The sequence below is a fragment of the Achromobacter sp. ACM05 genome (assembly GCF_019218915.1).
GTDB lineage: Bacteria > Pseudomonadota > Gammaproteobacteria > Burkholderiales > Burkholderiaceae_B > Achromobacter > Achromobacter animicus.
Genome location: NZ_JAHUWQ010000001.1, coordinates 1,075,390 through 1,087,713 on the forward strand (window position 1 = coordinate 1,075,390; position 12,324 = coordinate 1,087,713).

Annotated in this window: 10 protein-coding genes; 5 read left to right on the top strand and 5 right to left on the bottom strand. The window is 64.2% G+C overall.

Annotated features, from left to right (window positions below):
* Positions 1-149 precede the first annotated feature (149 nt).
* The 5 genes from KW836_RS04940 to rodA all read left to right on the top strand — a co-directional run bounded on the left by KW836_RS04940 (position 150) and on the right by rodA (position 5,795).
* A complete protein-coding gene (locus KW836_RS04940) occupies positions 150-1,193 on the top strand; it encodes a rod shape-determining protein (RefSeq protein WP_006216320.1) in 1,044 nt (347 codons plus the stop codon).
* A gap of 84 nt (positions 1,194-1,277) precedes the next feature.
* Positions 1,278-2,162, top strand: coding sequence for a rod shape-determining protein MreC (gene mreC, locus KW836_RS04945; protein ID WP_056560320.1), 885 nt, complete (start codon positions 1,278-1,280; stop codon positions 2,160-2,162).
* Positions 2,163-2,211: 49 nt separating this feature from the next.
* Complete coding sequence (gene mreD / locus KW836_RS04950) at positions 2,212-2,718, top strand: rod shape-determining protein MreD (protein ID WP_175125001.1); 507 nt, start codon at positions 2,212-2,214, stop codon at positions 2,716-2,718.
* A gap of 15 nt (positions 2,719-2,733) precedes the next feature.
* Positions 2,734-4,662 carry a penicillin-binding protein 2 gene (mrdA, locus tag KW836_RS04955; RefSeq protein WP_175124993.1) on the top strand — a complete coding sequence of 643 codons (1,929 nt, stop codon included), beginning with the start codon at positions 2,734-2,736 and terminating at the stop codon, positions 4,660-4,662.
* Complete coding sequence (rodA, locus tag KW836_RS04960; RefSeq protein ID WP_056560313.1) at positions 4,659-5,795, top strand: rod shape-determining protein RodA; 1,137 nt, start codon at positions 4,659-4,661, stop codon at positions 5,793-5,795. Before mrdA ends, rodA begins: the two co-directional genes overlap by 4 nt.
* Positions 5,796-6,977: 1,182 nt before the next feature.
* Here rodA and KW836_RS04965 read toward each other — a convergent pair.
* The 5 genes from KW836_RS04965 to argB form a co-directional block, all read right to left on the bottom strand.
* Positions 6,978-8,027, bottom strand: a complete 1,050-nt coding sequence (locus KW836_RS04965; RefSeq protein ID WP_218342588.1) for an Ldh family oxidoreductase — start codon at positions 8,025-8,027, stop codon at positions 6,978-6,980.
* A 9-nt stretch (positions 8,028-8,036) separates the two neighbouring features.
* Positions 8,037-9,530: a DASS family sodium-coupled anion symporter gene (locus KW836_RS04970; RefSeq protein WP_175122023.1), complete on the bottom strand. Its 1,494-nt coding sequence runs from the start codon at positions 9,528-9,530 to the stop codon at positions 8,037-8,039.
* Positions 9,531-9,832: 302 nt separating this feature from the next.
* A complete protein-coding gene (slmA, locus tag KW836_RS04975; protein WP_056560305.1) occupies positions 9,833-10,408 on the bottom strand; it encodes a nucleoid occlusion factor SlmA in 576 nt (191 codons plus the stop codon).
* A 51-nt stretch (positions 10,409-10,459) separates the two neighbouring features.
* Positions 10,460-11,206, bottom strand: a complete 747-nt coding sequence (locus KW836_RS04980; protein ID WP_218343267.1) for a pyrimidine 5'-nucleotidase — start codon at positions 11,204-11,206, stop codon at positions 10,460-10,462.
* A gap of 43 nt (positions 11,207-11,249) precedes the next feature.
* Positions 11,250-12,152, bottom strand: coding sequence for an acetylglutamate kinase (gene argB, locus KW836_RS04985; RefSeq protein WP_013396740.1), 903 nt, complete (start codon positions 12,150-12,152; stop codon positions 11,250-11,252).
* Positions 12,153-12,324: the final 172 nt, after the last annotated feature.

Sequence of the window (12,324 nt, forward strand, 5' to 3'; positions counted from 1 at the left end):
GAATAGCCTGCATTTATGCGCTATTTCCGGGGAAATTATAAGTTATGATTCACGGTTTAATCGCCGTGATGACAGGCGGACCCGTTGTTTCACGGGCCAAACGCCCCGCGGCTTGACCCCAATTCCCCCCAGAATTTAGCTGAGCTCCCATGTTCGGATTCCTGCGCAGTTATTTTTCCAGCGATATGGCGATTGACCTAGGTACCGCCAATACGCTGATTTACGTCCGCGGCAAGGGCATCGTTCTCGATGAGCCTTCCGTGGTCGCAATCCGTCATGAAGGCGGCCCCCACGGCAAGAAGATCATTCAGGCCGTCGGGCACGAAGCCAAGCAGATGCTCGGTCGCGTTCCCGGCAACATCGAGGCCATTCGGCCCATGAAAGACGGCGTGATTGCCGACTTCACGGTCACCGAACAGATGCTCAAGCAGTTCATCCGCATGGTGCACCCCCGCAACATGCTGGCGCCCAGCCCGCGGATCATCGTCTGCGTACCCTGCGGCTCCACCCAGGTTGAACGCCGCGCCATCCGTGAATCGGCGCTCGGCGCCGGCGCTTCCCACGTGTTCCTGATCGAAGAACCCATGGCCGCCGCCATTGGCGCCGGCCTGGCCGTGTCCGACGCCAGCGGCTCGATGGTCGTCGACATCGGCGGCGGCACCACGGAAGTGGCCGTCATCTCGCTGGGCGGCATGGTCTATAAGGGTTCCGTGCGCGTCGGCGGCGACAAGTTCGACGAAGCCATCGTCAACTACATCCGCCGCAACTACGGCATGCTGATCGGCGAACCCACGGCCGAACTGATCAAGAAGGAAATCGGCTCGGCATTCCCGGGTTCCGAAGTCCGCGAAATCGAAGTCAAGGGCCGCAATCTGGCCGAAGGCGTGCCGCGCAGCTTCACGGTCTCGTCCAACGAGATCCTCGAATCGCTGACCGATCCGCTCAACCAGATCGTTTCCGCCGTCAAGATCGCGCTCGAACAGACGCCGCCCGAACTGGGCGCCGACATCACCGACAAGGGCATCGCCCTGACTGGTGGCGGCGCGCTCCTGCGTGACCTGGACCGCCTGCTGCAAGAAGAAACCGGCCTGCCGGTCGTGGTGGCCGACGATCCCCTGACCTGCGTCGTGCGCGGTTGCGGCGAGGCGCTGGAACACCTTGAGAAACTGGGCGCCATCTTCATCAACGACTAATATTGCCCGCCAGCCCGGAGCCCCGCTTTTTTCTGGCTCCGGCCGCTGCGGGGGCCTCGGACGCGGGCGCCCGGGCTGAGATTCATGCAACGACAAGGGACTCCCCCCCTATTCAGGCGCGGCCCACCGGCAGAGGTGCGGCTGGTCGTTCTGGTCGTCCTTGCTCTGGCCCTGATCGTCATGGATTCCCAATGGCGCATGCTGGAACCGGCGCGCCGCGCGATTGCCGTAGGGCTTTATCCGTTCCAGCGTGCCGTCATGGCGCCGCGCGATCTCGTCCAGCAAGTCAACGAATGGGTTAACGCGGCCAACCTCATCCGCAGCGAAAACGAAGCCTTGCAGCGTCAGCGCATCGAACTCGCCCAAGTCGCATCCCACGCGGCGCAGCTTGCCGCCGAAAACTCCCAGCTTCGCCGCCTGCTTGGCGTGACCGACACCGTGGCGCAGTCCGCCGTGGTCGTTGAAGTCATGTACGAACCCACCAACGCGTTCACGCAGCGCCTGGTCTTCAACAAGGGCAGCAAGGCTGGCTTGGCGCCCGGCATGCCCGTCATCGACGAAGGCGGTGTGGTTGGCCAGATCGTCCGCGTGACGCCCATGACCGCCGAGGCGGCGCTCGTCACCGACGAGCAGGTATCCATCCCCGTGCAACTTCTGCGCAACGGACTTCGTCTGATTGCGTTCGGCGGCAACTCGCCCGGCAAGATGGAAGTGCGTTACCTGGCGGCCAATGCCGACATCAAGGAAGGCGATACTATTGTCACCAGCGGCGTCGGCGGCCTCTTTCCCGCCGGCCTGCCCGTGGCCAAGGTGACCTCGGTGGAACGCGATACCGCCTCCGGTTTCGCGCGCGCCGTATGTGAACCGCTGGCCCATCCCGAACGCTATCGCCATTTCCTGGTTCTGCAGGTGGATGTGGATCGCGCCGAGTCCAACCGTCAGGAGGTCGATTCCGGTGGATCGGACTAACCAACACGCTGCGGGGCAGTCCCCGCGCCGCCTTGGCACGCCCAGCAACGTGCATCCCGACCGGCTGTCGGGCCCCGCGCATGCCTTCTTCGTGTGGGGCACCGTCCTGCTCGCCTGGCTGGTGTCGCTGCTGCCGTGGCGTCTGTGGCAGGGCGCGCCCGACGTGCTGCTGCTCATCATCGCTTTCTGGTGCGTGCACGAGCCGCGCCGCGTGGGTCTGTTCACGGCTTTCTTCTTCGGCGTGCTGATGGACGTGCACGACGCCGGTCTCTTGGGTGAGCACGCGCTGTCGTACACGCTCGTCGCCTACGGCGCGGTGGTCCTGCATCGCCGGCTGCAACGGTTCGACCTCTGGAGCCAGGCGATGCACATGCTGCCTGTGTTCTTCATTGCGCGCTTCGTCACCCAGATCATCCACGCGTGGCTGGCCGGAAAATGGCCGGGCTGGGACTGGGGCATCAGCGTGCTGCTGACGGCTGCATTGTGGCCGCTGGCGGGTTGGGTGCTGCACCTGCCGCAACGCGGTGTCGACGACGCCGAATCCTCATCCGCCTGACGGCGGCGTTGCGTCATGTTTGAATTCAAGAAAACCGGCCAGCAGCAGAAGCAGCGCTTTCGCCTGCGCGCCTGGGTGGGCGGCGCCTTCGCCCTGGTCTGCTTCGGCGTGCTGGTCGGCCGTTTCTGGTATCTGCAGGTCGACCGCTACGAGGGCCTGTCCGAACGCGCCGACCGCAACCGCATCGCGGTCGTGCCGATTCCGCCGCGCCGCGGCGAGATCCTGGACCGCAACGGCGAAGTCCTGGCCCGCAATTACCGCACCTACACGCTAGAAGTCGTGCCGGCCCACGCGGGCAACATGAACGAACTCTTCGAGCGCCTGACCGAAGTCGTCTACATCAGCCCGTCCGACCAGCGCCGCTTCAAGCGCCGCGCGGCCGAATCCAGCCGCTACGCCAGCCTGCAACTGCGCAACAACCTGAACGAAACCGAAGCCGCGTGGTTTGCCGCGCACGCCTTCCAGTTCCCGGGTGTGGAACTGCGCGCCCGCTGGGTGCGCGAGTACCCGCAGGGCGTGTCGGCTGCGCACGTGGTCGGCTACATCGGCCGCATCGCCGACAACGACATCGAAGAGCTGGACCGGGCCGGGCAGCTCGGCAACTACCGCGGCACCGAGGTCATCGGCAAGAAGGGCATCGAAAAGACCTGGGAAGAGCAGCTGCACGGCCGCACGGGCCTCGAAGAAGTCGAGGTCACCGCCGGCGGCCGGCCCATGCGCACGCTGCGCCGTATCGATCCGGTGCCGGGCTCGGACATCATGCTGTCCATCGACATGGGCCTGCAGAAGGTGGCCGAAGAGGCCTTCGAGGGCCAGCGCGGCGCACTCGTCGCCATCGACCCGGATACGGGCGAGGTCCTGGCGTTCGTGTCGCAGCCGTCGTTCGACCCGAACCTGTTCGTGGATGGCATCGACGTCGACAACTGGCGCATGCTGAACGAATCGCCGGACCATCCGCTTATCAACCGTCCCCTGTACGGCACGTATCCCATCGGCTCCACTTACAAGCCTTTCGTGGCGCTGGCGGCGCTGGAACTGGGCAAACGCCGCGCGACCGATCGGGTTTCGGACCCGGGCTATTACGAATTCGGCGGACAGAAGTTCCGCAACGCGGGCGGCGCGGCCTACGGCATGACGGACATGCACAAGGCCATCGTCGTGTCGTCCGACACTTATTTCTATTCGCTCGGCCCTGAAATCGGCGTGAACGCCCTGCACGATTTCACCAAGCAGTTCGGGTTCGGCCAGATCACCGGCATCGACCTGGAAGGCGAGAAACGCGGCGTGCTGCCGTCCACCGACTGGAAGCGCTCGGCCTACAAGGACAAGGAGCGCCAGCGCTGGTACGCGGGCGAAACGATTTCCGTGGCGGTGGGTCAGGGCTACAACGCCTTTACGCTGCTGCAATTGGCGCAGGGCACGTCCACGCTGGCCAACAACGGCCTGTACCGCCGCCCGCACCTGGTGCACGCGGTACGCGATTCGCGCTCGGGCGTGGCCAAGCCCACCGAGGCACCGCCGGACTACCGCATACCCCTCAAGCAGGCCAACGTGGACGTCATCAAGAACGCCATGGCCGACGTGGTGCGCGCCGGCACGGCGCGGCGCGCGTTCGCCAACACGCCGTACCAGGCGGCCGGCAAGACTGGCACGGCGCAGGTGTTCAGTCTGCGTGGCGGCCACTACCGGGCCAGCGCGATCGACGAACGCCTGCGCGATCACGCGCTGTTCATGGGCTTCGCGCCGCTCGAGCAACCGCGCATCGCCGTGGCGCTGATCGTCGAAAACGCCGGCTGGGGCGCCAGCGTGGCGGCCCCGGTCGCGCGCAAGGTCTTCGATTACTGGCTGGCCAAGGATCGCCAGGACAAGATCGCGCGTCCCCAGCCCGCCGACACCATGGCGACCGTCGATGACATCGCCTCCGACCTGGTGCGCCAACAATGAAACGTCTTGGCCTGATTCTGCTGCGCGTATTCACGGCCTTCGACTGGCCGCTGCTCGCGATCCTGATGATGTTCGCGGCGCTGGGCCTGACGGTGATGCACTCGGCCGTCGGTGGCACGGATTGGCGCTTCGCGGAACAGTCGCGCAACTTCATCATCGCGTTCTTCGCGATGTGGACAATGGCGCTGATTCCGCCAAAGCTGCTGATGAAGCTGGCGTTGCCGTTCTATGTGGTGGGCGTGGTGCTGCTGCTGGGCGTCGAGTTCTTCGGCGAAACCAGCAAGGGCGCAACCCGCTGGCTGAACCTGGGCGTGACCCGCATCCAGCCGTCCGAGATGATGAAGATCGCGGTGCCGATGATGCTTGCCTGGTATTTCCAGCGCCACGAAGGCGCGGTCCGCGTGCGCGACTTCCTCGCCGCCGCCGCGATGCTGGCCGCACCTTTTGGCCTGATCGTGCTGCAGCCCGACCTGGGCACGGCGCTGCTGGTGTTCGGCGCGGGCTTTTTCGTGATCTATTTCGCGGGACTGTCGTTCAAACTGCTGGTGCCGGTGATGCTGGCCGGCGTCATTGCCATCGGCACACTGGTCTATTACGAAGATCAGCTCTGCGAGCCGGATGTGGACTGGGTGGTGCTGCATGAATACCAGAAGCACCGGGTCTGCACACTGCTCAATCCCAGCTCCGATCCGCTGGGCAAGGGCTTTCACACGATCCAGTCAATGATCGCAGTGGGCTCGGGCGGCGTCTACGGCAAGGGCTACATGAAGGGAACGCAGACGCACCTGGACTTCATCCCGGAACGCACGACTGACTTCATCTTTGCCGTGTACGCCGAGGAATTCGGCTTGTACGGCGGCATTGCAATCCTGGTGCTGTACGGCCTGATGATGGCGCGCGGTCTGACGATCGCATCCCGGGCTGCGTCGCAATTCGGCCGGCTGCTGGCGGGGGCGCTGACGATGATGCTGTTCATCTACGTGTTCGTGAACGTAGGCATGGTGACGGGGATATTGCCCGTGGTGGGGGTGCCGTTGCCGTTCATGAGTTATGGGGGGACGGCGTTGTTCACGATGGGGATTGCGTTTGGGATCATGATGAGTATTAGTCGGCATCGGTCTGTGAAGACTTGATGGTGGTTTGCTGATCGAATTCCTTGGTCGCTGCGTAGTTTTTATCTCCTGCATTTGTTGGCTCCTGTTGCCTGGGGCGCTTCGTAGGTCGGTGATCTTGGCGCCAAGAAGTTCTTTGTAGGTCGCCCGACGCCGCGGTCACCGTGGGCACGATCGCCCACGATTGCGGTCCGGAGCCTTCGCTCCGGACTGCCCCTTCGTCATCTTCGTCCAGGCCTTCGGCCTTCCCTTCAGATTCCCTCGGGCGCATCGACGGCGCTCGCGCCCACGGTGACCGCGACGCCGTGCTGCCAGGGTCTTTGGTATGGGGCGCTGCAAGACCTGTGGTCAGGGTAGGAGATCTGCGGGGCCGCCGAATTGCTGCCGCCCGGGCGGCGGCAATCGGCATCGTGGCGGTGGGTCGTCGTGGCGGGGTGCGCTTCGCGCTGGCGGAAGTTGGTGTGCTGATGGCATCACGAACAAGGGGGAGGGGCGGTGATGGGCGGCGCGCGTCGACCGCCTGCCACAGCTTCCCGACCCGTACGCGCGCCGCCCATCGGATACTTGAGTTCAAGTGACGATTAATGGCGAGCCGGGCTCGCTTCGCTGTTGGGTTTGGGCACCGAAATGTGCGACGGCTTTCATTCTTCTGCCGGTGTCAGACACCCGTGGACACGATCTCGGCGCGTAAGCCGCCTCGTAAGGGTGTCAGACACCTACTAGAGCGCCAAGAATCGAACCGCATCATCAGGGTGTCAGACACCTCATTCGGTCTTACGAATTTGCTGGTTTGCTGGTGTCAGACACCTAGCGCAGAAGCAGCCACACGCGAAGCGTCATCGCCACGACGCAAGACGCCGCGTAAGCCCCCAAAGGCCGCCCGCGCGGCCGGCCGGGGGCGGGCCCCGCAAGATCTTTCTCTCTCCCCCGCCGTGGGCAAGAACCTAAAGAACCCAACTCGCCCCGCCGCCGGCAAAGCTGAAGCAACTGGAGCACGACGTAGCGGGGGCTTGGGTGCGCGGGGCGTGTAGATGCGCCCGACGGAAACCGAAGGGAGCCGAAGGCGGACGAGGTTGAGGACGGGGCAGTCCGGAGCGAAGGCTCCGGACCGCAATCGTAGCCCCGCGCACCCAAGCCCCCGCTGCGGCGGGCGTCTAAAGAACCTGACTCGATGCCAGCCTAACCACCGCCATCCAAAGCACCCTAAGGCAACGCGTCAGGCGCCCCAAGCTCCACGGCCAACTTCGTCAACCCATCCCAGATCCGGCTATCAAATTCCACCGAATCCGCATTGACCGCCCGATTCCGAGCTTCGTATTCACCCGGATACTGCACCGACTCAACCCCAGGCTGCGGCTTGCACGCATGCAGGTAGTCGATGAACGCGCCGACTTCCATCGACCGCCAGTCAGTATTGAAGTCCACCTGCGGATCCAGCAGCAGCGCGAACATGTTGTTGGTCGCCACCCCGATGCGCGGATGTTCAGGCTGGATCGTGCCGCCGCCGGACAGCACACCCGCGAGCAGTTCTGCCACCAGTCCCAGCGCGTAACCTTTGTGGCCGCCGAATGGCAACAACGCGCCGGGAGGATCGGTAAAGAGCGCACCCGGGTCAGTCGTCGGATTGCCGTCTGCATCGATCAGCGACCCTGGCGGCGCCTGTTCACCCTTGGCAGCCAGCACGCGCGCCTTGTTCACCGCGATCGAGCTGGTCGCCATGTCCACAATGAACGGCGGGCGGCCGCCAGGCAACGGGCCCGCGAAGCACAGCGGGTTTGTGGTCAGGCACGCTTGCGCGCCGCCGAACGGGGCGACGGTGGGCGAGCGGTTGATCACGTTGGTGAAGGCCAGCAGGATCAGCCCCTTGGCCGCCACCATTTCACCGAAATGGCCCATGCGGCCGAGGTGATGGCTGTGGCGCAGGGTCAGAATGCACTGGCCGTGTTCCTGCGTGCGCTCGATCGCCTTTTCGATGACCACCTTGCCCACGTATTGACCCAGTCCGTGGTGGCCATCGTAGGCCAGCATGGCGCCGCGGTCGTTGAGGAGTTCGGGGCGGCCGTCGGGCTGAGCCAGGCCCTCGGACAGCACGCGGCGGTAATTCGTCAGGATCGACAGACCGTGGCTCGTGTAGCCGACACGGTCGGACTCCACCAGATGTTCGGCCACGTCGCGGGCAATGTCTTCCGGCACGCCTTGTGCCATCAGCACCCGGCGGCCGTATTCGTTGGCTTGGGCTAGCGTGATTTTCATGACGACTCCTTACAGCCAGCCCAGCCAGCGCCAGTACGTCATGCCCATCAGCAGCATCAGCAGGTAGCCGACGATGGTCACAATGATGCCGACCTTGGCGAACTGCTTGGCGTTGAAGGTCTCGGTGCCCAGGCACACCATGTTCTGCGGTGCGTTGATGGGCAGGATGAAGCCGTAGCTGACCACGAAGCCCAGCAGCATCGTCATGCCCAGGCGGCTGAAGTCGCCCGGCAGCGTTGCCAGCACCGAGATCAGGATGGGCAGCATGGCCGAGGTCAGCGCGGTGGCGCTGGCAAAGCCCAGGTGGATGACGATCAGGAAGGCCGCCAGGATGGCGAAGATGGCGAGGGGGCCAAGATGGTCCAGGCCGGTGTGCAGCACCACCTGGTTGCCCAGCCACTGGCCAGCCTGCGTCGTGAGCAGCGCCGTGCCCAGGCTGATACCCACGCCGAACACGATCACCGTGCCCCATGGAATACGCGATTGCACGTCTTTCCACGTCATCACGCCAAAGCGCGGCAGCATCAGCAGCACGAGGCCGAAGTAGGTGGTCGAGGTGGTGTCGAACTTGTGCAGCTTGCCTTCCGTGGACCAGAACAGCAGCAGCATGACCGACACGGCCATCAGGCGCTTTTGCGCACCGGTCATGGGACCCAGGTCGAGCAGCGATTTCTCGACGGCTTCCTTGCCGCCGGCGATGCTGTTGCTTTCAGGCGGCAGCAGCTTGAGCACGATGACGATCAGCACGGCCGACATGATCAGCGACCAGGGGGCGCCGGCGATCAGCCAGTCCGACCACGCCACGCGTTCGCCCAGCATCTTTTCCATGAAGCCGACCGTCAGCAGGTTCTGCGCGGCGGCGGTCTGGATGCCGACGTTCCAGATGCTGGTGGCCTGGGCCACGATGATCATGATGCCGGCGGCGATGTTCGAGCGCTTGTCCACGCCAAAGGCCGCGATGACGCCCATCATGATCGGCACCACGGCGGCGCTGCGCGCGGTGGCGCTGGGCACGACCAGGCTCAGCACGATCGTCACGGCGATACATCCGATGAGGATGCGGCGCGTGCTGGTGCCCACCTTGGACAGCGTCACCAGCGCGATGCGCCGGTCCAGTCCGGTGAATGTCATGGCGGCGGCAATGAACAAGGCGCCGGTGACGAGCGCCAGCGCCGAGTTCGCAAAGCCCGTCAGCGCCATGCTGATGGCGGCGGACGTGCCGTAGAGAACGTTGGGGTCTTTGATGGTGGGCGCGGTGCCCAGAAGGAAAGCCATCAGCGTCGTGATCATGATGGCGCTGGCTTCGTACGACACGGCTTCGGTGATCCACACGACCACGGCGAACGCCAGGATTGCCAGCATGCGGTGGCCTGCAACGGGCAGGTCTGCGGGCAAGGGCATCATTAAAACGCCGATCATCACGAGGATGCCGGCGATGAGCCCGATTGGAATTTTGGTTTTCTTGGGGGCTTGCGAGGCGGGGACTGCGGTTTCCGCGGCCATATCCTTCTCCGGTTGAGGTCAAACTGACGAAACACCGCCCGCGAGCACGGGGTCAATCAAATCGGTGTGTCGACGCTACAGGATGATCGTGACGGCATTGTGGAAAACCCGTATTGATGAACGTCAAGAAGGTGGAGAACAGCGCTTGTGGAAAACTCGTCCTGGGCATTATGCTCGTCGCCCCCCGCGCGGGGCAAGCGTGTGAGTGTTGCATCGGCGCGAACCAATCGGATCACGATGCGTGCGCCTGACCCGCGAAAAGAATCGGGATTGGTACGTGAAACGGCACTAATGCGGGCGCTTCAGCCCAAGGCCAGACGCAGCTGTTCGTCCAGATGCAGCGTGGGCGTGACGCGCCATCCGCTTTGCGCGTAGCGCAGCCAGCGGCCCAGCACCAGATGCGTCAGCAGGCTGGCATGCGCGGCAACGTTGGCTTCCTGCGGCAGGCCGCCGTCGGTGATGGCGATGCGCAGCGATTGCTTCAACGACGCCTCGATGCGGTCGTTGATGTGGTTGATACGTTCCTGCAGCCGGTTGTCTTCCGTGACCAGTGCATCGCCGGTCAGCACGCGGGTCATGCCCTTGTTGCGCTCCGAGAACGTCAGCAGCATGGAGACCGTCTTGTGGGCTTGAGGCAATCCGTAGGGCTCGGCGGTGGCGATCTGGTTCACCAGCGTGAAGATGCTGGTTTCGATGAACTCGATCAGTCCTTCGAACATCTGCGCCTTGCTTGCGAAGTGCCGGTAGAGGGCGGCTTCGGAGACCTCCAGGCGCGCGGCCAGAGCGGCCGTAGTGATGCGGGACGCGTGCGGCTGTTCCAGCATTTCGGCCAGAGTCTGCAGAATCTGGGTCTTGCGCTCGCCGGGTTTGCTCGCCATGGGAGGGACTGCTTCGCGCAGGATGACGGGTGGAGGGGATGCTGCGAGCCGTCAGCCCCGCAGGGGGCGTCGGCGTAACAATAAATCACTGACGCAGTTTACCCGCAAGTCGACGTAGGCCGGGCGGTGCGAGCGTCCGCGGCCGAAGGGCGTGCCGGGGTGATACACGTGGACCGTCTTCAGGCCGGCCAGACGGGCGCCCCGCAGGTTGGCCAACGTATCTTCGACCAGCACGGCGCGGTGGGCGGGAACGCCTTCGCGCGCCAGCACGTAGCGCAGCAGCGCCGCGGAGGGCTTGGGCCGGAACTCGCCATGCAACCGCATGTGCTCGATGGCCCACAGGCTGTCGAACTGGCGCAGTATGCCCAGTTGCGACAGGACGGACCGCGCATAGTGCAGCGGCGCGTTGGTCAGCAGGACCTTGCGCCCGGGCAGGCGGCGCAGCTTGTAGGCAAGCGCCTTTTCCGAGCGCATCAACGGCGCGACGTCGAAGTCGTGGCTGCGATGCAGGAATTCGTGGGCGTCGACGCCGTGGTGGCGCACCATGCCGATCATGGTGGCGCCGTAGCGTTTCCAGTACTGCTTGCGCACGAGGTTGGCGGCATCCACGTCCACGTTTAGCGCCTCGGCCACCGCCATGGTCATGCCGTGGTCGATCTTGGAGAAGATGGCGTGCGAGGTGTCGTGGAGCGTATTGTCCAGATCGAACAGCCACAGGCGCTCGGGCGCGCCTGTGGCAATCCCGCGGGAGCGGCGCATCCGCACCGCGGGCCGCAGCAACTGGCGTCGCGCTTGCATCATGAGGCTCGCGCGGCGCGCCGTGCTGCGGGGGTGTGCGTCATCAGTGCGAGCTGATCATCGTGCCGACGCCCTGGTCGGTCAGGATTTCGAGCAGCAGGCAGTGCGGCACGCGGCCGTCGACGATGTGCACCGAATTGACGCCGTTCTTGGCGGCGTCCAGCGCGGACGAGATCTTGGGCAGCATGCCGCCGGAGATCGTGCCGTCGGCAAAGAGCTCGTCGATGGTCTGGGCCGACAGGCTGCGCAGCAGCTTGCCGCCCTTGTCCAGTACGCCCGGAGTGTTGGTCAGCATGAGGAGCTTTTCGGCGCCAAGCACTTCGGCCATCTTGCCGGCGACCACGTCCGCGTTGATGTTGTACGCAGTGCCGTCTTCGCCATAGCCGATGGGCGAAATGACGGGAATGAACTGGTCGTCCTGCAGGGCCTTCACGACGGCCGGCTCGACCATCGTGATGTCGCCGACGAAACCGATGTCGATGGGCTCGGACGGGTTGTCCTTGTTGGCCATCAGCTTCTTCTGGGCCTGGATCAGACCACCGTCCTTGCCGGTCAGGCCGACGGCCTTGCCGCCGACCTCGTTGATCATCATGACGATGTCCTGCTGGACCTGGCCGCCCAGCACCCATTCCACGACTTCCATGGTCTCGGCGTCGGTGACGCGCATGCCCTGGATGAAGGTGCCTTGCTTGCCGATGCGGCGCAGGGCGTCATCGATCTGCGGACCACCACCGTGGACCACCACCGGGTTCAGACCCACCAGCTTGAGCAGCACGACATCGTGCGCGAAGCTGCGCTGCAATCGCTCTTCCGTCATGGCGTTGCCGCCGTACTTGACCACGATGGTCTTGCCGTGAAATCGTCGGATATACGGCAGAGCCTCGGACAGCACGGCGGCTTTGACGGCGGGAGACGAAACGGCAGCAGGGTCGGGGGTGTCGGTCATGGCAGCTAAGTCGGCAGATAAATAACAAAAAAGTTAATGGGCGTTAAAAAAATGCCTGCACAAGAACGCGGTTGGAACGCGCCTAGCGCAAGCATACGACGGATTGTAGTCCCCACAGGTTTCTTATGCTGCAAACCCATGTCCATATGCCCGACAAATAACCGGCATTCAG

Coding starts and splice junctions, on each gene's coding strand:
- argB (WP_013396740.1), bottom strand. CDS start 12,152: ATGACCGACACCCCCGACCCTGCTGCCGTTTCGTCTCCCGCCGTCAAA.
- KW836_RS04980 (WP_218343267.1), bottom strand. CDS start 11,206: ATGCAAGCGCGACGCCAGTTGCTGCGGCCCGCGGTGCGGATGCGCCGC.
- slmA (WP_056560305.1), bottom strand. CDS start 10,408: ATGGCGAGCAAACCCGGCGAGCGCAAGACCCAGATTCTGCAGACTCTG.
- rodA (WP_056560313.1), top strand. CDS start 4,659: ATGAAACGTCTTGGCCTGATTCTGCTGCGCGTATTCACGGCCTTCGAC.
- mreC (WP_056560320.1), top strand. CDS start 1,278: ATGCAACGACAAGGGACTCCCCCCCTATTCAGGCGCGGCCCACCGGCA.
- KW836_RS04970 (WP_175122023.1), bottom strand. CDS start 9,530: ATGGCCGCGGAAACCGCAGTCCCCGCCTCGCAAGCCCCCAAGAAAACC.
- KW836_RS04965 (WP_218342588.1), bottom strand. CDS start 8,027: ATGAAAATCACGCTAGCCCAAGCCAACGAATACGGCCGCCGGGTGCTG.
- mrdA (WP_175124993.1), top strand. CDS start 2,734: ATGTTTGAATTCAAGAAAACCGGCCAGCAGCAGAAGCAGCGCTTTCGC.
- KW836_RS04940 (WP_006216320.1), top strand. CDS start 150: ATGTTCGGATTCCTGCGCAGTTATTTTTCCAGCGATATGGCGATTGAC.